Source organism: Kerstersia similis (assembly GCF_965139615.1).
GTDB classification, from domain to species: Bacteria; Pseudomonadota; Gammaproteobacteria; order Burkholderiales; family Burkholderiaceae_B; genus Kerstersia; species Kerstersia similis.
In genome coordinates this window covers 30,354-52,957 of the sequence record NZ_CBCSIQ010000016.1, presented here as the reverse complement: position 1 = coordinate 52,957, position 22,604 = coordinate 30,354, and the positions used below count along the sequence as shown (strand labels likewise).

Sequence of the window (22,604 nt, the reverse complement as noted above, 5' to 3'; positions counted from 1 at the left end):
AGCTAACCTACCAACCGGGCAGTCTTCGGGTCATAGACCACATCGGTGATTGAGCCATCCAGAATGCGCCGCACCGCTTCGTCGATCACATGCAGCGGTACAAGGAACCATTCCCTCGGCCTGACCGGGTGGCCGAAACGGTCTTGAATGGTGAGGTCGAGCTGCGCCGGCGCGAAAATGCGGTGGAAGATGCCTTCCAGCTTTGTTCGGTTGACACCCGCCAGCTTGTAGCTGGCGACAACCTCCACCTCCGCCAGCAGGTAGGTAGCATCGTGCGCCGCGTTGGCTATGCGGCTTTCGACCTTGCCGCCCGTGACTCCAATCTTATGAATCAGCTCCCGGTGTTCCGCAACGAAGGGATGACTGGACAAGCTGCGCAGCACGTAGATGGTGCCGCTCTCAATGTCATCCTCTTCCCAGGTCTCGCTGAACAGTGGCCCAGCGTTCGGGTCTGTCAATCTGCGCCCGGCCTGATCTTTGTACAAGGCGCGTTGCAGAGACCTGAGCAGGAGATTGCTTTCAGTGCCATTCGAGTAGATGACCCTGAGCCGCGCGTCCGGCTCACCATTCGGTGTTCGAAACACATCCCCCATTTCAGCGACGTAGACAAGCTGTCCGCCGAGAATGAAGAAGTTGCCTGTCGTGACGCTTGCATCTCTGCCGAAGGGGCGCGTCTGCCTGACGCCCGACTTGAGTTCGCTCTCCGCCTGCTGAAACAGAGGCTGGAAGCGGTCGAAATCCTCGCATCTCTCGCGGTTTGCGATTTCCTCTGCCGCCCGTATCTCGGCCCTGGAGCGAACATGGCGCAGTTCGGTGATATCGGATGGGCCTGCCGCGCCTTCGAGTTCGGCGAGCAGCTCTTCATCATCCATCGATTCCACTGAATCTGCCTGAGCGATTTCAGCCCCGCTTAGGAGCCCTTGATGATCGAGTGGAGCAAGGAGGGCTCGGCACTCATCCATCGCACGCAGACGATCCAAGCGAACAGCGTACAACCGTTCGAATATGCCCTTGTCTTCGCCGTGCTGCGGAGTGCGCCCGTGCCCCTCAACAAACCGCTGAATTTCCTCGAATCCCGCGATGATGCGCTCCTCGCGCACCGAGCGCCCGCCTTCCCTTTTGGGTACTGCGTACTCGGCCAGTTCTTCTCGCAGCTCGTTCAGATCAATCATAGCGCCCCTCGTCTTTGAATCGAACGAAGGCGGCGGCCCCTTCAGCCATTCGCTTCTCCCAGGCGTCAGTTGAACTGATCGACGGCAAACGGCCACGCTCTTTTTTGAACTTGACTGCCCGGACAGCGAGTTCTTTTGCCTCGTCGGGCGTCAATCCGGTGCGTTTGGCCGCAATCGCTGCTGCGACCTGTTTCAGGCTCTCCTCGCTCATCGTTTTGGCGAGAATCGCGTAGGCTTCGCTGAACGGATTAATGCGGTCGATAAGGTCGATGTCCAACTCCCGCACGTCCATCGCAAACTTGCGCACCCCATCAATGAGGGCTGTGTTGACGGCAGGCTCGCCATTGCCTTGGCCACCAAGTGCAAGTTGCTTGGCCTGCTGCGTCAGGTTGAGGGCGGCGATAGCATGTTGACGCACTGCTTCCTGATCCTCTTCATCAAGGTCCGGATACCTCTCCTTGATGATCTTGCCCATCCGAACCTGAGTCAGCTCCTCCGGGACCAGCTCTTCATCAAACAGGCCGCGCTCAATGGTGGTCTTGTCTTGAACGAAGGTTGCAATAACTTCGTTCAGGTCTTCCCGACAGATGCGGGCAGCTTCGTCGCTCTTGGGCTCGGACAGTCCCTTGATCTCGATCTGGAACTGCCCGGTGTCGTGATTGAAACCCACATTACACTTGTCCGGGTCATATCCCCCGTCGCCATAGTCGAACCCCGGTGCGGGCTCGTTGGTCGGATGTTTCGGCTTGAACTCGAAGCGAGGCGCAAGCACCTGCTCCATGAGTAAGCTAGCGGCGATGGCCTTAAGCGTATCGTTCACCGCTTCGGTTACGGCCTGCTCCGAAGCGTCGGGCTCGGCGATCAGATTGGTAAAGCGGGCGCGAGTCTTACCCGGCGCATCGCGGGTCGCGCGACCGATGATCTGCACGATTTCAGTGAGGCTGGACCGATAGCCAACTGTCAGCGCGTGTTCGCACCAAATCCAGTCGAAGCCTTCTTTCGCCATGCCGAGGGCGACGATGATGTCTACGTGATCGCGGTTGTTCTTCTGTGCCGGGTCTTTCAACGCAGCGGCCACCACGTCGCGCTTGGCTGAGTCGTCATCCACCAAGTCAGCGATCCGAAGAAGCCGCCCATTAGGGGTCATGACCAATTGGAAGCCAGTCGCTGGATCGGTCCCTTGCCATTCACCCAGTTCCTCGATGATGTGCTCGACCTCCCTGATCTTGTCCTTCGTGCTTTCGCGAGAGTTGACGTTCGGGATGTGGATGATGGTTTTCTCGGCTGGGTCGAGCACCTTGAGGATGTCATCGGCGTAGGAGCCCGAGTAGAAGAAGTAGCCGATGTCGAGCTGCTTCAGGTACTCGTAGCCATTGAGTTGCTCATAGTAGGTATAGGTGACGGTATCGAACTTCGACTCGTCCTGTGGTGCCAGCACGGCCTCGGCGTCACCCCGAAAGTACGAACCGGTCATCGCGATGATGTGCACCCGGTCGCGAGCGATAAATTGCCCAAGATGCAAGCCAAGCTTGTTGTCCGGGTTGGCCGAAACATGATGGAACTCATCCACCGCAATTAGCCGCCCGTCGAACGCCTCCACCCCAAACTGATCGACCGCGAAGCGGAATGTGGCATGGGTGCAGACCAATACTTGGTCATTGCTCTCAAGGAATGCGCCAAGTGACTTGACCTTGCCGCCGTTGTCCGAGCCGGGCGCATTGCACAGGTTCCATTTCGGCTCCACGCACCAATCGGTCCAGAAGCCGAACTTACTCAGAGGTTCATCGCAAAAACTGGAACCAATGGACTTTTCCGGCACAACGATGATCGCCTGCCTCAACCCTTGGTTGTGGAGCTTATCGAGAGCAATGAACATCAACGCCCGGCTCTTGCCAGAGGCTGGCGGCGACTTGATGAGCAAATACTGCTCACCGCGTCGCTCATATGCGCGCTCCTGCATCGGGCGCATACCGAGCGCGTTTGCTTTTGATGAACTTCCGTTGCGGGCATAAGAAACCGAGACGGATGGAACGGCATTCTTGAAAATTTCAGTCATTTCTGGCTCGCCTGTTTTCGTTTGGCGTTGTCATTCAAAATGGCTTTCTCAAGCCAGCCGGGCACGTCGGTGGTTTGGGAAGCAAATACGTTTTCTGGAACGTCCTGCCAGAACGCCACAATAGCGTCCGAGAATGCCTGAAATTGCGCATCACTCACCTTCAGGTGTGTGTGATCACGATATTCAACGCCAGATATGACGCCACCAGCACCTTGGAATGGGTCATCAAGATATTCGGGGTAATCTTGTTTCAAATCGACGAGAGACTTCCCCTCGCCATGCTTGTAGACATTCACCACCAGACGGCACGCATCAAGCGTGGGGAAATAGCGAGCGCCGCGAATTTTCCAGCCGAGGCAGTCCAACAAGTCGACGATCTGGCCGAAATCCGCAGACCAGACCTTCAAGGTCGTATTGTCTCCACGATGCCAGTGCCCTATTTCCCGCACGAGCCAGTCGCGCAACTGCTTATCCCATTCATGGAACATCCCGGCCACAACGCTTAGACGAGTTCGATCCCGCATGTCGCTCAGGAGACTATAGAACTCAATTCCCACGTCATTGGCAGCCTCATAGAAGGACGCGGGGTCATGTCGGTCAGGATCAAAGTTGTGGCGGCTTCTTTCCAGCCACTCTTCGGCTGCCTTGTCAGCCTCCGATTCAATGTCGTCAAACTGGGAGAGCAGGCGCTTGCGCGCCTGTTCAACGTAGAAGAGGTGGCCGTCGATCAGAGACTGCCGAAACGGCCCCCACATTTGGAACAGCACATAATCACTCATGCCGTTGTCGCCTTCCTCGCCTTCGACGTCTTGCCAGAAATGGCGATCATCTTTGTGTAAAGCTCAAACAGCTTTTCCAGCCGCTCGGTGTCATTCTTGAAGCGACGGCCGATGTAGATTCGCTCTAGCACCTCGTCGTTACGCTCGTGAGCCGCACGCAGGTTGTGCGGCATGTTTCCCGGGTCGTAGAGATCGGCAATAGTGGCCGGGAAATGCGCTTCGCGGGCTAGAAGGATGTCTTCAGCGCAGCGAGTGAGGTCTGCCTTGTTTTTCTCCGTCAGTGTTGGCACGGGGAAGGTATTCCAGCCCAAGGTGTTGGAGTAGCGGTAACGTGTTTCTAACTTGCCGCAGACGGTGGCAATCCAGACAAGGTGCAAGCGAGAGGCAATCAGCGCCAGATTCCAGAGGGGGGCGTCGTAGAGAGCGAGCGCCTGATCCTGAACCACGCACTCAGGCCCTAGCAGTCCAACTGGTAAGTAGGGGCGACTCTCTGAACTGACGCGCGGCATTACAAGCAAGTGCCTTGTAGCCGTTACCTGATCGCGGAATCGATATGGTGTTTCAGACAGCTTCTGCGCGGCCTTATCCTGCTTCGCAGCCCTTCGTGAGCGCACCACCTCGGTTGCCTTCGTGGCAACAGGAGCAAGCTGCATAGCTTCCGCTGCTTCGTGGTCTTCAATCCATAGGCACGCACGCGGCACAGCATTAATGAATTCTTGGGCGCCGTAAAGCGGACGAATATAGCGAGCGACATCGGGGGTTTCCTTAATCAGTTCACGAGCTTCCTCCACTGGAAAAATCAACGCCGCTCCATAATACGGGTGGTTGCCGAACTGCATGGGTGCCAAATCCGATAGCGGTGCAGACTGGGCTTGTATCTCGATGTTGGGCGCAGCTACCAGATAAGCGTTGATATTGTCGGTTTCACGTAGCACGGCTCCGCTTTCTTCACTGATGGAAAACAAGCGTCGTACTGGGCGGGCGTTACTGGAAATACCCACTATCACAACGGTCACGCCCGCGTTGTGAGCAGCAAGGTTGGCCCATTTAAAGGACGTATGGGCAAACTCGATTTGACAGCCAGTAGCGAAAACAGCCGGCCAGAGAATGGGAACTTGCTGCCCCTGACAAATGGAGTTAGTAGACACGAAAGCCGCCGCCGCAGGAGTGTGCTTGCCGTAGTCAGCGGCTTTCATGAACCAGCCGGCTACATAGTCCAGCGATTTCCAATTTTTTATCCGGCCATCAAAGATTCCGCCTAGTTCAGCCTTCTGCTCTGCCGATTGCCACTTTGAGCCCAAATATGGCGGATTGCCGCAGATATAGGTTTCACCGCCCTCATTCTCAAAATCAATTTGAGCCTGATTCAGTGGGGTTTCAAACAAATCATCGGCGTGCAGTTTTACACCAGTGCCGGTGGGCGGACAGATACTCAGCCAATCCAAGCGCAGAGCATTGCCGCTGGTGATCCAGTTCTGACTGCTGAGAGGCAGAAATTCCAGCAGGGCTTCTTTCTGCCCTCGATACAATACGTCGCACTGGTACTCGGCGATAATGAGCGCGAGACGTGCAATCTCAGCCGAGAAATCCCGTAGCTCAATGCCCCTGAAGTTGGTCAGCGGAATGTCACTCTTGCGGCCACGTTCGCCACGCCGTTCGTTGATCGTGTTTTCGATCTCCCGCATCTGCTTGTAGGCGATGACCAAAAAATTACCTGACCCGCATGCCGGGTCGAAAACTCTGATCCGCGCGAGACGTTTGCGGAGGTTGAGTAACGTGCGAGGGTTGTCACCGGCCTCTTCAAGCTTCATCCGTAGGTCGTCAAGGAACAGCGGATTGAGTACCTTCAAGATGTTCGGCACGCTGGTGTAGTGCATGCCGAGCTCCCCACGCTCTTCGTCATCCGCAACCGCTTGGATCATCGAGCCGAAGATATCTGGATTGATCTTTGTCCAGTCCAGACTGCCGATATGGAGAAGGTAGGAGCGCGCGATCTTGCTGAATCTCGGCACATCCACGCTGCCCGAGAACAGTCCGCCGTTCACATAGGGAAACCCATCGGCCCAGCGGGGCAGCTTCGCGTTCGCCCGGTCCGCGATCTTCGTGTTCATGGCGCGGAAGATTTCGCTGATCACCTCGTGCGTGTTCGAGGAGTCCCGCGCGCTCATCTGCTCGATGGTCGCAGTGAACAGACCTTCACCATTGAAGATGTCGGTGTCCTCCGCGAAGAAGCAGAAGATCAACCGCGCCATGAAGTGGTTCATCTCATGGCGCTGTGCAGCGGCTCCCCAGTCCGGATTGTCTTTCAGCAACTCGACGTACAGTCGGTTCAAGCGACTTGTTGCCCGGATGTCGAAAGAGCTATCGCGGACCTGCTTGACTGTCGTGATTCCGGCGAGCGGCAGGAAAAAGCCGAAGTGATCCGGAAATTGCTGGTAGGTACATGCGACCGTCTCCCCGGTCTCCATGTCCTCGGCTTCGAACCCCTCGCCATCGGTAGCTAGAATGAAGCGTGCTTTCGCCCTGGTCGTTGCCGAGCTGGCCTTCAGTGCAGCCAGCGTCTTCGTCACCTCTCCCGGCTGTGCAACCGCGATGTGAATGTTGTTCGTTTGAAGCACGCCGCCCAAGTCGGACTTGTTCGATGCGCCCGAACGCAGGCGCTTGATCGTCGTCTCCTTGTTTCCGAAGGCTTGTAGGAATGCAAACGGGAACTCCGTTCCATCGAAGGGCTGGAGCGCCAAGTCCGAGACGGCTGATTCAATTTCTACTGCGTTCATGAGGCATCTCGCCGGTGTGGCTCGGCTCCGCTTCCATCCGCCTGCGTGTCAGCAGCGAATGCGGGGCTGCGGGGGGCCACCTTGTATATGGTTGTGCGTGAGACCTTGTAGCGTTCCGCGATCTGACTGACCGGGATGGTCGGGTCAGACATCAGCCGCTTAATCTCCCGAATTTGTCGTGTATCCAGCTTCGGCTTGCGGCCACCGGCCCGGCCTCGTGCACGAGCAGCAGCCAAGCCTGCCCGAGTGCGTTCCCGGATCAGGTTGCGCTCGAACTCCGCCAACGCAGCGAAGACATGAAAGACCAACTTCCCAGCTGCGCTCGTTGTCTCGATCTTCTCGGCGATGCTCTCGAAGCCGATTCCCTTTTCTTCCAACTCGGCGACGATGTGCACGAGGTCGGGCAAACTGCGGCCAAGCCGATCCAGCCGCCACACCACCAGAGTGTCACCCGCTCGCAATGCCTTCAGGCAATGGTCCAGCTCTGGGCGGCCAGCAGTCTTACCGCTCGCGGCCTCTTCGTAGATGGACTGAACTCCCGCGAGGTGCAGCGCGTCGCGCTGCAAGTCCAGGTTTTGGTCATCTGTCGAAACTCGGGCGTAGCCGATCCGTTGATTCATGGACAGTTGCCGGACGATGAAAAAATGACGGGAATTTTAACAGGTCAGCGACCTTTTCGACAGCTATTCGGCATGTGCGCCACCAGTGCTCAGAAAACCACCGTTTTCTGGACGTGGGCGCTTATCAAGTGGCAACCCATCCCGCCCATGTCGTGGGTAGGCGATCATGGCTACTCAGCCATTGCCCGAGTTGGGGATCAATCCAGTTGATGACTGTCAAGCCGACAGCGTGCTGATCGAGCAGCGTTGGTGCCAGCCACAACAACGGCTCGTGATGAAAGACACGGTTTCGTAGGTCACGAATCTGGTTGAGTGCTGCCGAGATGTTGTGCCGCTGCCGTTGTGGTTTCGGGCAGCGGGCAAACACAAGGCGAAGGTCTTTCCAGAGGGAAGTCTGAAACTGCGTATTGAAAAGTGAACTCCAGAAGCCGAAAGTCAACTCGGCCAGTACCTTGTCCGGTGTCTGTGCTTCATGCCTTCGGGCCAGTTTCGCTTTGGCGTTGGCTACTTCTTTGTTCTGCCAGCTAAAGGCCGGATCGCCCACCCAGGACTCCCACCAATCTGTCCGGCCATAGAGCCTGCTCAAGCGGGCATGGATGCCGTTGCGCAAGGCGATCTCCAAGACATTGAGTAGCGGCACCATCGCTTCGGACAGCAGGACGTTGCTGGAATAGTCAGCCGCTGCCCTGGCGACATCGCCACCTCTTGCGGCCCGATAGCGCCCCAGTCGGGCAGGGGAAAAGTGCTTCTCTAGGTCGTTCCAGTTCATTCTTCGTCGTTTTGACTCATCGCGCAGTGCTGCTATACTGTGCGTGCAGCCCTAGGCTCAGTCCTCTCCCAGCCACCATACTGGTGATGACACTAGGTTCGTTCTGGCCCTGTTTGTGCAGGGCCACCCTCATTCCTCAACAAGCCCGCCTACTGGCGGGCTTGTTGTTTCTGGTTCCAACAATCGTAACCTAAGCAGCACATCATGCGCTTAGTTGTGCCCGCAGTGCCGCCTCTGCGGCGTCATCAAAGCCGACGTACCAAGTGCAGGCAATCAACCTGTCCCGGTGCTGCTGGAACTGCCACGCAGCATCGTCCAAAGCCAGCCACGGCTCATGCTCGCGCTCGGCCTGCCTTAACCAGTCGAGGATTTCGCCCTCGCGCCGGGCTGGCAGGTATTTGCCATCAATGCGCGGGGTGATTGGTGTTGCTCCGACGATCCGGGCAGCAATGTCGGGCGAGAATCGCGCCCGCAGGTCATCGAGCGGGAACTGCTCGCGCCACGTCGAGCTGATGACGATCTCCACTTCTGGATGATCGCGCATGACGGCCTCGAAGCGCGGTAGGTGGCAAAACGCTACGTCTGCCGGGGCGGCCTGCCTGTCATACTCGGGGTGCAGCACGCCGTCGAAGTCGAGGAACAGGATCACGTCTTGTCCTCGGTGTCGTCGGCTTTCATTCGCTGCGCAGACCATCGTTTCATCTTCTCCGCCTCAGTGGGGTCGTCCTCTATGGCATCCCAAACACTGGCGAATCGTTGGCTTGTCGCGTCGGCAGGCCGGAACTGGCCCATTGCCACGGCCAGCCAGTAGGCCGCCTGATACTGCGGCCACGCTGCAAACTCTGGATCACCTGCGCGATGCTGGACGCGCTCATAGAGCGTGCGTACTCGGTCAGCGACGGGGCTGTCCGGCTGCTCGATGATGGCGTTCAGCAGCCCGGAAAATGCCTCGCGGTCGCCACAGTTGATAATCTCGTCGATGCCTGCGAGTGACCCCAGCGGATCGCCGGAAAGTCGGACTGACTCCAGCTTCCCCGCCCAGCCCGCCGCAGCAATCTTGTTCATGTCTTCGATGGTTAAGGCCGGGGTAGTTCTGCCCGCACACAGGCCGAGGAAGCTGTCGATGGTCTGCTAGGCTCTCGGACGCTTGCCAGCTCTATCACGTCTGCAACGTCAAGCAATGCCCCGGTCAGGGCATCAGACCGCGCCTGTCTGGTATCGACGCGCATGTATTCATACTTCGGGCTGCAATAGGCGGTCGTGCCGCTGGCAACGGCCAGCGTCTTGATCGCCCATCGCCACCTGTCCCAGTGAGGACGATCCGGCCAGCGGTCACGCTGGGGCCAGTCGTCGGGGCGGTCGAGTGGATGCCGCCCAGCCTCGATGTCGTCCAGCATCTGCCCGAGGACTACCAGCGCCCGTGCCGCATCCGGCGACGGCTCGCCAAGCTCGGCAGTTAGTACAGCAAGCGCAGGGCGTGCTCTGGCGGCTGCTCGCTGTAGGTCGTTCATTCTGGCTCCCCTTTCGTCACCCAGATCGGCAACTCCAGCGGCAGGGCGATTTCGGCCCGGTCGCGGGCCTGCAATTGCGCCCGCGCCCACTGCCCGTCCCGCTCCATCTCTGCCCGCAAGGGCAGGGGATGGGCGGAACCCTCGAACTGCTCCCGGTCGAACAGCACCCCGGCTACGGTCAGCCGCTCAGGCATGGGCCGTTCCTGGCCGTGCTCGCGGACGAACACTTCGTCACCGCGCCGGATGATGTAGCACCCGGTCGGATCAGCGTTCAGCCGCTCCGGCACAGTATCTACAAAATCAGCCCGGTTCTCGTCGAACACCCAGATTTTCATGCGCAACCCTCCCGAATCGACATCGGATGGTGGCAGGAATGTGGCTGCATTGTGGTGAGGTGCCACGCTATTGCCACCATACGCACACACAGCCGCCACAGTGTCGCCACTGTCTTACCAATATCCCGCCACCATCGTCCCACCATGTCACCACCTTGTTACCGTCATCATTGACATCATGCCGCCACCGTCTTTCCACACTGTTCCCACCATTGCCAGTGGCATCATGGCGCGGGAGTGGCAACAGGGGAGTCCTCTTGTGGCGGTTGGGGATCGGCATCCCTCGCTGCCTGTTCCTGCATCACCCGGCGATCCTGTTCGGCCATGCCTTTTGCGCAGGCTTGAGCGAACATTTCCGGCGTCATACCCTGCTCCGCAGCGGCATCCATGTACGCTGCGAACTTCGCTTTGAGTCCAGCGAGCGGCGCAGCCAGCACGGTCAGGCTGAGGTCGTGCTCGAACTGAGCAGCACGCATAAATTCACGCTCGAAAACTTCCCAGCGAGAATCATTCGAGCCGGATTCCGGCGGCGCTTCTTCAGTCTCCTGAAGGTCGCGTAGTTCAGCTATGCGCCTCTCCATTGCCGCCATCGAGTCTTCAATGCGCTTGCGTTCGTGCCTCAGTCTGCGCAACGAGTTTTCCGCAAGGATGCCGCGAAGTAGATTGCCCCAGTAGGTATCAACTCCCTTGCGTTCGAGCGCAGCCGCTGCTGCTCCAAGCTTGACCTGTGGCAGCCGATCCAGCTCGGCAGCCTTCTCCAGATCGCCGCGCTCCAAAGCATCCTCACGCTGCACCGACAGCGTGCGGTGATCCCAGCGTTCATCCAGTCCGGCCTGCTCCATGTGCTTGTTGCCGATCAGTGCCCATTGCTCGCGCCAATATCGGAGCGTCGCTGGCCCAAGTTTCCGGTCGATGAACTCGCGCCCCTTGATCTTCGAGAACCCCTCTGGCGTCAGTTCGCGTGTCGGCATCAGAAGATGCGCGTGCTTGCCAACGGCACCTTTCTTGGAGCCATCCCATGCCTTTGGATCGTCGCCGTGGATGGCGACATCAACCGGTAATCCGTGCTGGTCAGCAACACTTTGGGCAAGATCGCGCACCATCGCTATTTCTTGCTCTGGCGTGAGTCCATGTGGCAGCACGACGATGAACTCGTGCGCCAGTCGCGCGTCCTTGCGAACCTCGGCGGCCTCTACAGCATTCCACAGCGCCTCGCGATGGCTGGCCCAGGACGGCGCACCGGGCGGCAGGACGATTTCCGTGTGACCGATCCGGCGCTTGCGCGTGTAGTCATGTACTACGCCTGTGCGGTAGTCCGTGACGATGCCGCCACTGCGGTAGGCAGCAGCGGCTGTGGCCGAAAAGCTGTGGCCTTGTTTGGCGGCATCCCGCTGTTTGCCCTTCTTGCCGCCGTCGCGGGATATGTAGTTCAGCTCCAGCCGGTACATGCCGCCACCCTCATTGAAAACCTGTTGGCACCGCCTCCCCCATTGAAAGCAGCTTGAGGGGGTCAAGGGGCGCAGCCCATTGCGCGGGCGTTGCGAAGCAATGCGTAACCGCGCTGTTGCGGCAGGCGCAACAGATGAAAACCACCACCATCTTGGCCCCACGCGAGGCGCACAACACACACGCAAATGATACCGCCAAAGGCGCGTTTTTGTCCTCAAAAAATAGTATTTATTGGCGGCGTGGCCGCAAGTTGAAAACTAGATGGCGGCACGTCCGCAGTTGCTCGCAAGCTACGAGCAGAGAAAATTTATTGCTATCCATATATGGACAATAGTCCATGTATCTATTTGATCTACAAAGAAAAATAACTATTTGAAAATACTGGGAAAACAGTCTTGAGAACCTCGGTACAAGAATCAAAAAACATGGACAACCTTGCTTTCAAGGTGCTTTGTAGAGCATTGACTATGCTTTATTTTGTGCAGATAGTTCAGTCTGGTACATGCCACATGGAGCAGAAAGAACGTGCAGCAGGCGGAGGAACAGAAGCGGGGGCGGGGACGTCGCCCGGCCAGTGAACTGGCAGAACAGCGCGAGCGGGAAATCGCTGCGTTGGCAGCAGCCGTGGAGAAACAGCAGAAGCGGCTCGAAGAGCTGAAAGCCGCGCAGCGCCGGGCGCAGAAGGCCGCACGGCGAACCTACATCAACCAGCGCAAGTATGCGGTGGGCGGTCTGGCACAGATCGCCGGGCTGCTGGAAGCCGATCCCGGTTTCGTACTGGGCCTGATGCTGGAAGCGGCGGAACAGCGCGACCGCGACGGCACATGGCCCAGCGCGGTATTCGAGAAGTACAAGCGCCGTGGCGATCAGGTTCTGGCCGAGCGTGCTGCTGCACGCAAGCGCCGCAAATCCACTGGCGACGACGATGATGACGATGACGTGGAGTTCGGCCCGGCAGCCGTGTCCATGCAGGAAAACCGCTATCAGGAAGGAGCACACTAAATGGCCGCCGCCGATCCATCCATGCCCTTTTCGCCCTGCGATTCCGCCGCAGGCGCTTGCACTGATGTCAGCGTCGGAATCCTTGAGTGGATCTTCGGCGGTGTCATCTCAAAACTGACACAGGGGGCCGATCCTGACACTGTTGATGCCAGCGTCAGCGTGATGGCTTCGATCTTCTCGGTCTTCAACTCGGGCCTGCTGGTTGTCGCCAGCTTGATCGTCAGCTACGTCGCCATCATGGGCGTTACCAACACGGCCAACGAGGGAGAAGCGATGGGCCGCAACTGGTCGTCGCTCTGGACGCCTGTGCGGATCGTCTCGGGTGGCAGCGTGCTGCTGCCGACCACCAGCGGCTACAGCTTCATTCAGCTCATCGTGATGATGTTTGCCTTGTGGGGAGTGGGCTTCGCCAACACCCTGTTCAAGATCGGCACAGAGAACGGGATCATCAACGGCGCACTGACTGCGACCAGCGCCCAGATGGGACTCGGAAGCGGCGCAAAGCCGAACCCGAACTATCCGCTCTACGACATCCGCCAGTTTGCGCAGGAATACCTGGCTGTCGCATGGTGCAAGCGCACCGTGAACGCATCGTTCGCCGATTTCGGCGGCGGCACGCCGAACGTCAGCGCAGCCGGGACACCTGACCAGACCATCGACGAAGGCGGCAGCAAAAAAGCGATGATCTATCAGGCGAAGGATCGAAATGCCGTCACCAATCTGGGTGGCGGTGTGCCGCTTTGCGGCTCGGTGAAGGTCTATAGCTATTCGGCTCCGGCTGCCATCGCCGCCGAAACCACCACGTCAGCGGCGTCCATCTTTGATCCGGCCAAGATTCAGGACAACGCCACGGCCATGTCAGCAGTCCGTGTCGCCGCTTTGAACGCCAAGGCGACCGCCGTCAACAAGGTGATGCAGGACATTGAGCAGTGGGTTGGTGAATGGCCCGCCACCATCAACGAATCCGGCTGGGAGAACGTCACGAGCGACCGTTTCAACCAGATCGTCAATCAAGCCCAAAGCACCCTGACCGCAAGCCTGACTGCTCAGATTGCAGCCGACACCACGCTGCAACAGATCATGCAGAAGTACGTCACTGACATCACCAAGGATGGCTGGGCAATGGCAGGCGGCTTCTATCAGCGTCTTGGGGGTATCAAGGAAGAGTTGGCCCGCATCTATGCTGAAAGCGTTGCGCAGGCTACCTCACCGAACCTCAACACGCTGCCGCAAGGGCCGCATTCATCGCTGGCTGCCAACAGCTATACCACGGTCTACAACGCCGTCATCAGCAAATCCGTGAGCGGTGCAAGCTACAGCACACCAGACACGCCACGGGCCGCCGATCTCAAGTCCAATTTGATTCCGGCCAGCTTGGATGACCTCAGCATCGACACGCTTGGCAGCCGTGGTGACAGCTTCATGTCGGGCTTCATTCAGTGGGGCATGGAGCGTGTGACCAGCACCATGATCGGCACCGATGGCGACGTGGACGCCATTGCTCGCATCAAAACCACCGGCGATGTGCTTGCGCTGCTGCAATCGACGGGTTTTGCTGCCGACCGGCTGATCCACACCTCGCTTTCTGGTCTGAAAGCCGCTGCGGCAGCAGTGGGCAGCGTCAGCTTCATGGGCAACAAGGTCGATGCCACACCGTTGGCCGATACGTTCTTGCAGTGGGTCATTTATAACTTCTTGACCCCGCTGGCCGAAGTCACAACGTGGCTCGGGCGGCTCGCGTTCTATTTCGGCGTGTTCCTGCCGAGCCTGCCGTACACCATCTTCATGATCGCAGTGGTGGGCTGGCTGATGGCGGTACTCCAGTCGATCATTGCCGCACCGCTGTGGGCCGTCATGCACATGACGCCTGACCGCACCTTCGTCGGCAGCCAGACGCAGGGCTACCTGCTCCTGCTGTCGCTCTTCATCCGCCCGGCGCTCATCATCACCGGCCTGTTTGCCGCGATGATGGTCGCCAATCCGGTGGTTGGGTACATCAGCAAAGCCTTTTGGGCGATGTATCACGCCAACGTCACCTCGGCGGAGTCTCTGGGCTGGTTCATTGAGTTCTTGCAGTGGAAGAACTGGCTCATCGTGTACGGATTCGTCCTGCTGCCCGTGATGTACATGATTTTCGGGCTGTCGCAGACCCTGCCGGACACCGTGCTGCGCTGGATCGGCGCGGGCATCAGCAGCATGGGCGAAACCCAGGCGACCGAGCAAATGCGGGCCAACTCGGAAAAATACGGCCCAAGCGCGTTGCAGGGTGGAACATCACCTCGCGGCAAAGACGATGCAGGCAATAGCAATCGCCTGAGCGGAGATCATGGCGGCGCTGGCAATCTGGGTGGCCCACGTAACCCATCTGGCGGCGGCGGAGGCCGCAGCGGTGGTGGCAACTATCCGCGCCTGTTGAGTGCCAACGGCCAAGGGGTTGCACCCCAGCAGCACGATGCTGCGCCTACCACGTCTGCATCAAGCGGTTCCGCAGCGCCCAGTGGGTCAACGCGCAGCACTGCCGCGGCGTCAGCCAGCGCCGGGTCATCACTCAATACCGGATCGCAAGGCGTTACCGGTACCCGCTGGGGTAACAGCGAAGACATCACCGACGCGGAATTCATCGAAGTGAAAGACACCCCGCGATCTTCTGCTGCACGCCCTGCATCCACTGGGGAAACTGCGGAAAAAGCCAGCAACGCCGTGCTCGCTCTTGGCTCCGCTGGTGTCATCAGTTCAGTTTCGGCGGATACCGCAGACAGTGACGTTGGCGGGAACGCTCCCGCTCTGCATTACGACACCCGCTATATCCCGCCGCCTGCCAGCACGGCTGATAGCGGCACCACAGTTATCAATCACGGCGACACAGCCGCTGATGGAGGGCAACCGGCATGAGCTATCAGTACGACTACACCGCCGAGGCGAATGGTCATGTCATCGGACTGCGGCGCGGATATGAGCAAGGGCACGCTGCTGGTCATGATGACGGCTGGAATGCAGCGGTTGCGGAATGGAACGCGCAGATAAAAAACCAGTGGGAGCCGCTCGTTGATCGGCTGACCGCCGAGCGCGACGAAGCCATCCGCGACCGCGACGAGCTGCTGGAGCGCGTTCGCCATGCGGGCCAGCAGACCCACAAATGGAGCAAGGCGTTTTACAGCCTGTTGTGCGCCCTCGATTCGGCGCTGGAGGTGCTCCAGGACGCACCGCAGGAGATGCGCACCCGGATGATGCTCGATCTCGCCAAGCGTGCCGAGTACATGCACGGCAAGGGCTGGATCGACTCGATGCCGCAGGACAACAGCGTCCTGCGTTCCCGCGCACGTCCAACCGCTGACCAGCTTCGTGGATGGTGGGATCAGGTTCTCCACCACGCCAAGAAGGCGGCGGAAACAGACCAGTCCCCCAGTTCATAAGGAAGGAGCCGTAGATGCCTCATCAAGAAGTTTCGCCCGGAAACGGGCGTGGATTGAAACCCGATACCGCCGTGCTGGCCGTCCTGCTCGCAGTTGCAGACGCCGTGCTGGCCCAGCGCAAACGCCGCAAACACCCTCGGAGGGCTTTCGGATGAACCTCAAGAACGGCGCGAAACGCGCAGCCAAATTCACGTTCGTCGATATGCCGCTGTCCATTCTCGGGTGGCGGCAGATCAAGGCCAACAATGGCTACATCCGCGATCTGTGGCGCACGCTGCGCAACCCGCAGTGCCCGGAGTGTGGGCGCGGTGTGATGCACCTGCCTGCCGATTCCCAGCCTGATGACAAGGCGCTTTATGGCTGGGAATGTTCGGCGCGGTGCGGTTTCCGTGTGCTAGCACCGGAAGACCCTGCCGAAATCCGCCGCATCGTGCAGGCACGATCCGAGACACGCGGCAAGCAACGATTGGCGTTTCTCGGCGACCCTGAGCGCGACAAGCTCATCGCCAGCCACCTGCGCAAGTCCCGCGCCTATTGGGGGGTCGTCGCCTTCGTATTCCTGATGGCCGTGTGGCAACTGGCCGTAGGCGCATCGCTGATGGTCGTCTTGAGCGTGCTGTCCATGTGCCTACCGTTCTCCATCCATGCGATCCGCTGGAGCTATCGGGCGTGGCAAGTGCGCTCCGGCACGCTGTTCGTGGAAGGCGCTTTCGGGCGCTACGTCTGCGACATGCTTTGGGTTCGGGGGATGCAGTGATGGGAGCCTCGATCCGCGCATTCCTGCTGCGCCTCGGCCGCGAGCGTGTCACCAAGGTGCTCTGCATCGTGGCCGCCGTGGCGGCTTTCATCCACGAGTACCGGCAGCTCGACAACCCAGCGCTACACGATCTGGTGGCTCCGCTGGCTCTCGCCATCGTTGTTCCGATCCTGTACCTGACGCCGCTTGTTTGGCTCCTGTTCCGCTATCTCACGAGGCCCGTCCATGAAACCCGCTGAAAGCTATCTCGTATTGCGCGTGTCGTGGCTGCGCGAGCACGACCAGGTCATCGGCGAGCTGGTCGAGCTGTGGCTCGACCGGCAGGCCAAGCAGCAGCCTGACCCCAAGCCCACCAAGCCCATGCGCATCAGGGCACAGCACAACAGCGACATCAGGAGCCATGCTCATGCATAGCAAGCACCTCATCACAATTACTGCGGTGGCGTTTTCCAGCATCGTCTGCGCCCAGATGCCCGTCCCGCTGCTCGACAACGAGCCAGCCGCACCCAACGCAGCACTCTGGGCCGTGGCTGGCCCGATGTTGCAGGCCGCGCTGGAGTGCCGCGAAGACCTGCCCGACCATCCTGCCACCCGTGCCATGCTGCCGCGCAAACCGGCTGGCGAGGAACAGCACTACCGGCTGACGCCGCCCAGCGGATTCAACGTGTTCGGCCTGCCTGTGGCCGAGATCGAGGTCTGGGTCGATGATGGCAGCGGCGATCTTGGCCATAGCTACACCTCGCACATCCGTGGCAGGACGCTGGCCGAGGTCGCCAAGGCTGCCAAGCTGAACAAGGGCAAGAGCTTCCCCAACCGCAAAACCAAAATGGGCAGCCTGATGGCCGATCAGCCATTTGGCCCGGAATCGGTGCAACTGACCTGCACCATCGACGGCACCTACGCCGCCCACGAAAACGAGTACCGGGAGCCATGACCATGCGCAACAAGCTGCTTGTTCTGGCCGCACTGGTGGCCGTGACTCCGGCACTGGCCGACACCTGCATGGTGTCCCCCACCGAAAAGCAAACCGTCTCCGGGCGCTTCGGCAAGTTCCGGGGCGGCGGCGCAGGGAACTTCGGTAGCGCCAATCAGAAGCCGCACATGCACGATGGTCTGGACTTCTCGACCAGTGGCGCGTCGCAGCCGCTGTACGCGACGACAGACGGGGTGATTACTTTCATCGGCAATCGGCGCTCGGCAGGCAACGCCATCTTGATCGAGCGCAGCAACGGTGACGTGGTGGCGTACTACCACATGAGCGGCTTTGCCACTGGCTTAAAGAAGGGCATGGAGGTCAAGGCAGGGCAGTACATTGGCTTGTCCGGCAACACGCCCAGCGACAAGATGGTGAAGCACCTGCACTTCACCTACGGCACAGCGCAGAAAGACGAGGCTCGTGCCAAGGCTTTCACTCAGAGCGCATCGAAAGGCACCTTCAACCCCGGCCAACTGCCGTTCGCGTTCAATCAGCAGCAGGGCATCGGCTGGAAGACCGACCCCGCCCCGTATTTCTGCGCAACGTTCCCGATCCAAGACGGCAATCCGCAGCACTACCCGATTCTGGGCAAGGACACGAAGGAGCAGCACGCGATCCTGTTTGGCAGCGTCCCTCCGGGCGGCGTGGCTCCGAACGTCAAGTTCGAGCCAGCGCAAGTCGCGGCGGCGAATGCGGACGCGGCGCTGGCCGCTGCCGAGGGCAAGTCGCCTGCCGAGTGGCTATCTGACACGGATGGCTACGGCGCTTTGCCGACTGCACCCATCGGCGGTTACGACACGATGAGCACACAAGAAATGCTGCTGACCGAGGCCGGACGCCGGTTCAGCGACGCCGAGTGGAACAACAGCGTCACCAAGGTATCCAGCCGGGCACTCTGGTCGGATTACGTCCATGCCGTTGGTGTCGGCAATTACATGGCCGAAGCGGTGTGCCGCAAGAAGGAACGGGTGGAAGCCCTGCTGGCCACTTACACGGCGCAGAAGCTCGCACGACAGCGCGAGCAGACTGCGGCAGCACATGATCGGGCGCAGCGCGGCGGCGTATTGCGCAGCATCCAATAGTGGAGGGAAGCAACATGTTTGTGTTTCTGCACCCTGACATAATGCAGCGCCTCTGCACAGAGCGAGAAGAGCGTCAGAGGTTTGTCCAGGCGATGCGATCATGCCCTGGCGTGATTCTGGAAATGCTGCCGTTCGCGCCCAGAAAGCGCAGGCCGGAGCCTAGGATCGTGCTGATCCCATCCAGTTGCCGACGACAGCGGGAGTACCGCCGCGAGGAACTGGTCATCTGTTGCGACCGATTCGATCTCATCGAGAAAATCACACTGCTGGCGTACATCTCGATGCTCCAGATGCGGATCGAGCTGGAGGTCATGGAGGGGCAGTAAGCCTACCCCTGCTGGGCCTTCATGATTGCGGCGGCAGCAACAGCCGCCGCTTCGTTGTCGGCAGCCTCACGCGCCCACCAGGCTGGCTGGGCTGCTGCACTCGACAGCGCCCCGGCTGCCCACATGGCAAGCTCCTTGTCACCCAGATTGACCGCCTGAGTGAATACTGCGCCAAGCTGCCGCAGCTCGTCGGCCAGTTTCTGATACTCGGCAGCGGTCGGCATCACTCACCTCGGCCCTTTTTGCCCGCCTTCGGCGCAACGCCTGCCGCAGCCAGCCGCTCTTCCAGGCTGGCAAGCTGCCGCTGAACATCGCCAGCCTTGGCGAGCTGGCCCTGAAGGTCAATCACCTGCTGCTCGGCCTTGGCAAGAGCAGAGCGAGTCTCGCGAAGCTCAACCTCCATGCGCGTCGCGTGCTCGGCACGTTCCTCCAGACGGCCAACCTTCAATTCCAGCGCCCGATTTGCCTCGCGCAGCGCGGCAAGCTCATCGGCGCGTACAGCGTCCTGCGCTTCCAGTCGGGCGATTTCTTCGGTCGCCTCGGCCAGTTCGGTCTTCATTGCGTTCACGCGGGCCTCCGCATCCTTGCGCACCGCCTCGGACTCCACCCGCGCCTGCTGGGCTACCTCGGCGTAGATGCTGCGCACGAGGTCTGCCCCGCGTGCCAACAGGGCGTCCGGCACTTCTACGGCAGCCTCTTCGCCTTTCTCGCGCCGGGCCTCCCAGTCAGCCAGCATCGGCTTGAGCGTAGTGAACGATCCGCCGACCCGCTGCTGGATCAGCCGGAAGGTGGGCTTGCCGCCTGCGGCGACGATGGCATCAGCGGCAGCATCAACTGCCTGTTGAGTGACGACTTGCTGCATGGCTACCTCCTTTACATCGTAACATCGTAACGTGTTACGTTATGATAACGTAACAGTAATGAAGGGACAAGAGGAAACAGCCTTTGCTCCCGCTGGTCGCTGCGCGTCCGCCCGTGGATAACGGCAAGCCGTTACCCACCGGCCTCCTTGCGGCTACTCGCATTTTTCAAATGCCTGATGGGCTACTTGCTGACGCCTCGCTGCGCTCGTTGTCGGCCAGCCGACAAGCGCGGAAAGCTGCGCATTCCCGCCTTGCCGACCGGCTCCGCTGGAAAACAGCCAGAAACGGCCTGTAGTGAGTCATTGCGTGCAGGCAATAGGGGGCATGGCCCGCTACGAGAAAACGCCGCACAGAGCGATTCTGGGTGTTTGCTGAAGGATTCCTGCGAAGGGGCAGGGTCAAGGGGTTGGTGCGGCCCGCAGCGAAGCGAGGACACGGCCCCTTGACGCTGAACCGTAGCGGACAGCCTGTGCGAGTGGGGGCAGGGACGAAGGGCGCAGCCCGCCACCCCTGCTCCCCGAGCCTCACGGCGGCGAGTGGCCCCCGGCAGGGCCGCCGGAGGCGTATTGGAAACAGCAGACGCCAAGTAGCCCATCCAGCATTTGAAAAATGCGAGTAGCCGCAAGGAGGCCGGTGGGTAACGGCTTGCCGTTATCCACGGGCGGACGCGCAGCGACCAGCGGGAGCAAAGGCTGTGGGGAACTCGCTTGCGAGTTATCCACAGTGCTCTTCTGGTAATAAGAAGGTAAAAAGAAGGTAAAGAGCGGTCGAACGCCCGGAAAGCCATATCTGGCGCGGGTTTTCAGAGGGGGGGAGCGACGCTATGCCACTAAAGCGCGACGCTATGCCACTAAAGCGCGACGCTATGCCACTGACGGCGCGACGCTATCCCGATGGTGGGAGCCACATAGCAAGCTGCGGCTTGCCCTTGGTGCTGTCCTCGAGGCAGCCCTTGGCGATGATCCCCAGCCGCTCCAGCTCGCGTACAGCGCGGGTTAGAGCGTCCCGGAAGTCGCGCATCCGCCCGCTGTACTCCATCTGTGCCTTGAGGCCGTCCAGCGCGTACCACTGCACCGGGTTGGCGCTGGTGGCGATCAGCCGTTGCAAGGTTTTGGCCATGTCCAGCCCACGCCCGATCTGCATCCGCTTATCCCAGTCGATCAGGCTGTATTCCCGGTTGCCAAACATCACTACCCACCGTGGGTCAAGGATGTAGGTGTACGTCTCGCTCTCGCCGTCGTAGTTGAGACCCTTCAGGATGTTGAAGGACTCCATCTTGCCCACGGTGTAGCGGGTTGAACCGTCTGGCTTGCGTGCCTCAAGGAACAAGATACCTTCGCGCAGTCGCTTCATGCTCCGATAGAGCCAGTCGTACTGGGTGCTGCCGATACTGCCCGGTTTGATCTTTCTCAGCAGCTTCTTGCGGTTCAGCGGCACAGGCGTACCCAACGGGAACGGTTGAGCGAAGGCGATCAATGCCATGATGAGGTCGCCGTCTGCTTCGTCCAGTTGTTCCCCGGTGTATTCCAGCACGCAATCCCGCCGTGTCACCATCACGGCTTGCCGATGGAATTTGCGTTTCCCTCGTGCGATGGGAGCAATGAGGCTCGATCTGTTCAGATGGTTTGGAAAGGCTCCAATATCGAAGCCAGGCAAGAACATCTGGCGGGGTTCATTTGCTGCCCGCTGCTCTGCCTGCTCTGCTACCTCGGCGGCTTTCTGCTTGATCCACGCCAGCGGATCGCGCTTGACCGTGGCTTCTGCCACGCCAGCGTCCAGCAAGCTGCCCAAGCTGCGCATCGTCGAATCCTGACCTTTGGCCTGCGGGAACGCGGCGATCAGGGATAGACAGCGTTGTTGCTGGCAGCGCGAGCGGCAGCGGCCTTCTGTTCGAGCCACGCATCAATCTCGTGCTCAAGCCAGCCGACAACTCTTTTGTTAAGCTGGATGGATACCGGGAATGTCGGATCACCACGCGAGATGCGCCAGAGAGTCGTCTCATTGATGTCGCCCAGCTTCTCGCAGACTGCCTTCTTGCGTAGAATTCTCATCGTCTTTACCCCTGCATTTCGATTGAATGCAGGCAGTCTCGGACGGCGGGCCGGTCTAGGTCACGGATTCCCAGAAGGGAATTTTTGCAGCAAAAAATCCGGCGGCAGCGATGCCGGACAGGCAAGCGATGTGCGGGCCTCGCTCCGGGTAGCAGCGGTTAAAGTGTATATGGAAGTGACTACAAGATGAGTGATAACAGAGGCAATGCCGCTTCCACACACGCTTTATGGCTAGATTTCTGGTTTAACGTCTGATCTTCCTTCCCTGGCAGTACCTGTGGCCCTGAAGCACCCTGGCATGACCAAGGTTCTCCAGGGCCACAGGCTTTCTGGCGGTAATGTCGGTCAGGTGCGCCTGCATCACCCCCAGACTGACTCCGCTCCATGGACTGTGATCCGCCGCCTTCCCCGGCAGCCTTCAAGCAGGGCTGGCGCAATGGGCTGCGGCATGGCGCAGAGAGCAGTGATTACGTTTTTGTCATCCGTCGGCTGCGCGCGAGCCGCTCATCGAGCAGGGTGGGCCGTCCGTCGCGGTCCAGGGCCGTCAAGAGGCGCGCTTGGAACCAGGGTAAATCCCGAGCCGATCCGGCGCGTTGGCGCTTCAAGTTTACGTTGCGTCATGGTTTACGCTTTCTGTCCTCAGGCCAGAGCGCCAGTCCGGCCGTA

23 protein-coding genes are annotated in these 22,604 nt (G+C 59.8%); 9 read left to right on the top strand and 14 right to left on the bottom strand.

What is annotated here, in order from left to right; genetic code table 11:
• Positions 1 to 2: 2 nt before the first annotated feature.
• The 10 genes from ACNA1V_RS11090 to mobQ all read right to left on the bottom strand — a co-directional run bounded on the left by ACNA1V_RS11090 (position 3) and on the right by mobQ (position 11,467).
• Positions 3 to 1,172, bottom strand: coding sequence for a GIY-YIG nuclease family protein (locus ACNA1V_RS11090; RefSeq protein WP_415833672.1), 1,170 nt, complete (start codon positions 1,170 to 1,172; stop codon positions 3 to 5).
• Positions 1,165 to 3,228 carry a DEAD/DEAH box helicase gene (locus tag ACNA1V_RS11085; RefSeq protein WP_012077399.1) on the bottom strand — a complete coding sequence of 688 codons (2,064 nt, stop codon included), beginning with the start codon at positions 3,226 to 3,228 and terminating at the stop codon, positions 1,165 to 1,167. Before ACNA1V_RS11085 ends, ACNA1V_RS11090 begins: the two co-directional genes overlap by 8 nt.
• Positions 3,225 to 4,007 (bottom strand): BAR domain-containing protein, encoded by a 783-nt coding sequence (locus ACNA1V_RS11080; RefSeq protein ID WP_012077400.1) that lies wholly within the window; start codon positions 4,005 to 4,007, stop codon positions 3,225 to 3,227. Before ACNA1V_RS11080 ends, ACNA1V_RS11085 begins: the two co-directional genes overlap by 4 nt.
• Positions 4,004 to 6,784: a class I SAM-dependent DNA methyltransferase gene (locus ACNA1V_RS11075; protein ID WP_415833671.1), complete on the bottom strand. Its 2,781-nt coding sequence runs from the start codon at positions 6,782 to 6,784 to the stop codon at positions 4,004 to 4,006. Before ACNA1V_RS11075 ends, ACNA1V_RS11080 begins: the two co-directional genes overlap by 4 nt.
• On the bottom strand, positions 6,781 to 7,404 hold the full coding sequence (locus tag ACNA1V_RS11070; protein WP_415833670.1) for a recombinase family protein: 624 nt from the start codon (positions 7,402 to 7,404) through the stop codon (positions 6,781 to 6,783). Before ACNA1V_RS11070 ends, ACNA1V_RS11075 begins: the two co-directional genes overlap by 4 nt.
• 124 nt (positions 7,405 to 7,528) lie before the next feature.
• Positions 7,529 to 8,173, bottom strand: coding sequence for an Abi family protein (locus tag ACNA1V_RS11065; RefSeq protein WP_059309314.1), 645 nt, complete (start codon positions 8,171 to 8,173; stop codon positions 7,529 to 7,531).
• 202 nt (positions 8,174 to 8,375) lie between these two features.
• On the bottom strand, positions 8,376 to 8,822 hold the full coding sequence (locus ACNA1V_RS11060) for an HAD domain-containing protein (protein WP_059309315.1): 447 nt from the start codon (positions 8,820 to 8,822) through the stop codon (positions 8,376 to 8,378).
• Entirely contained in the window at positions 8,819 to 9,238 is a 420-nt protein-coding gene (locus ACNA1V_RS11055; protein ID WP_415833669.1) for a hypothetical protein, read from the bottom strand. Before ACNA1V_RS11055 ends, ACNA1V_RS11060 begins: the two co-directional genes overlap by 4 nt.
• A 442-nt stretch (positions 9,239 to 9,680) precedes the next feature.
• Positions 9,681 to 10,019 (bottom strand): hypothetical protein, encoded by a 339-nt coding sequence (locus tag ACNA1V_RS11050; RefSeq protein ID WP_032977994.1) that lies wholly within the window; start codon positions 10,017 to 10,019, stop codon positions 9,681 to 9,683.
• Between the two features lie 224 nt (positions 10,020 to 10,243).
• Complete coding sequence (mobQ, locus tag ACNA1V_RS11045) at positions 10,244 to 11,467, bottom strand: MobQ family relaxase (protein ID WP_282490875.1); 1,224 nt, start codon at positions 11,465 to 11,467, stop codon at positions 10,244 to 10,246.
• Between the two features lie 526 nt (positions 11,468 to 11,993).
• On the opposite strand from mobQ, the gene ACNA1V_RS11040 reads away from it, so the two are divergent.
• The 9 genes from ACNA1V_RS11040 (at position 11,994) to ACNA1V_RS11000 (ending at position 19,024) form a co-directional block, all read left to right on the top strand.
• Positions 11,994 to 12,470, top strand: a complete 477-nt coding sequence (locus ACNA1V_RS11040) for a conjugal transfer protein TraD (RefSeq protein WP_282490876.1) — start codon at positions 11,994 to 11,996, stop codon at positions 12,468 to 12,470.
• Complete coding sequence (locus tag ACNA1V_RS11035) at positions 12,471 to 15,362, top strand: DotA/TraY family protein (RefSeq protein WP_415833668.1); 2,892 nt, start codon at positions 12,471 to 12,473, stop codon at positions 15,360 to 15,362.
• On the top strand, positions 15,359 to 15,883 hold the full coding sequence (locus ACNA1V_RS11030; RefSeq protein WP_415833667.1) for a FliH/SctL family protein: 525 nt from the start codon (positions 15,359 to 15,361) through the stop codon (positions 15,881 to 15,883). The genes ACNA1V_RS11035 and ACNA1V_RS11030 overlap by 4 nt, the downstream gene beginning before the upstream one ends.
• 151 nt (positions 15,884 to 16,034) lie before the next feature.
• Positions 16,035 to 16,640 carry a hypothetical protein gene (locus ACNA1V_RS11025; RefSeq protein WP_282490879.1) on the top strand — a complete coding sequence of 202 codons (606 nt, stop codon included), beginning with the start codon at positions 16,035 to 16,037 and terminating at the stop codon, positions 16,638 to 16,640.
• Positions 16,640 to 16,879, top strand: a complete 240-nt coding sequence (locus ACNA1V_RS11020) for a hypothetical protein (RefSeq protein ID WP_282490880.1) — start codon at positions 16,640 to 16,642, stop codon at positions 16,877 to 16,879. The genes ACNA1V_RS11025 and ACNA1V_RS11020 overlap by 1 nt, the downstream gene beginning before the upstream one ends.
• Positions 16,866 to 17,054 (top strand): hypothetical protein, encoded by a 189-nt coding sequence (locus ACNA1V_RS11015; protein ID WP_282490881.1) that lies wholly within the window; start codon positions 16,866 to 16,868, stop codon positions 17,052 to 17,054. Before ACNA1V_RS11020 ends, ACNA1V_RS11015 begins: the two co-directional genes overlap by 14 nt.
• The gene (locus ACNA1V_RS11010) at positions 17,047 to 17,574 is read left to right on the top strand and encodes a hypothetical protein (protein ID WP_282490882.1); all 528 of its coding nucleotides are present in this window, start codon (positions 17,047 to 17,049) and stop codon (positions 17,572 to 17,574) included. Before ACNA1V_RS11015 ends, ACNA1V_RS11010 begins: the two co-directional genes overlap by 8 nt.
• Before the next feature lie 2 nt (positions 17,575 to 17,576).
• The gene (locus ACNA1V_RS11005) at positions 17,577 to 18,698 is read left to right on the top strand and encodes a M23 family metallopeptidase (RefSeq protein WP_415833666.1); all 1,122 of its coding nucleotides are present in this window, start codon (positions 17,577 to 17,579) and stop codon (positions 18,696 to 18,698) included.
• A 14-nt stretch (positions 18,699 to 18,712) separates the two neighbouring features.
• Complete coding sequence (locus tag ACNA1V_RS11000) at positions 18,713 to 19,024, top strand: hypothetical protein (RefSeq protein WP_415833665.1); 312 nt, start codon at positions 18,713 to 18,715, stop codon at positions 19,022 to 19,024.
• Positions 19,025 to 19,026: 2 nt separating this feature from the next.
• Here ACNA1V_RS11000 and ACNA1V_RS10995 read toward each other — a convergent pair whose 3' ends face one another.
• From ACNA1V_RS10995 to ACNA1V_RS10980, 4 genes are all read right to left on the bottom strand, one after another.
• Entirely contained in the window at positions 19,027 to 19,248 is a 222-nt protein-coding gene (locus ACNA1V_RS10995) for a hypothetical protein (protein WP_032977973.1), read from the bottom strand.
• Complete coding sequence (locus ACNA1V_RS10990) at positions 19,248 to 19,886, bottom strand: DNA-binding protein (RefSeq protein WP_032977971.1); 639 nt, start codon at positions 19,884 to 19,886, stop codon at positions 19,248 to 19,250. Before ACNA1V_RS10990 ends, ACNA1V_RS10995 begins: the two co-directional genes overlap by 1 nt.
• Positions 19,887 to 20,772: 886 nt before the next feature.
• Positions 20,773 to 21,687: a plasmid-related transcriptional repressor protein gene (locus ACNA1V_RS10985; protein WP_415833664.1), complete on the bottom strand. Its 915-nt coding sequence runs from the start codon at positions 21,685 to 21,687 to the stop codon at positions 20,773 to 20,775.
• A 38-nt stretch (positions 21,688 to 21,725) separates the two neighbouring features.
• Complete coding sequence (locus tag ACNA1V_RS10980) at positions 21,726 to 21,938, bottom strand: helix-turn-helix transcriptional regulator (RefSeq protein ID WP_080700915.1); 213 nt, start codon at positions 21,936 to 21,938, stop codon at positions 21,726 to 21,728.
• Positions 21,939 to 22,604 lie beyond the last annotated feature (666 nt).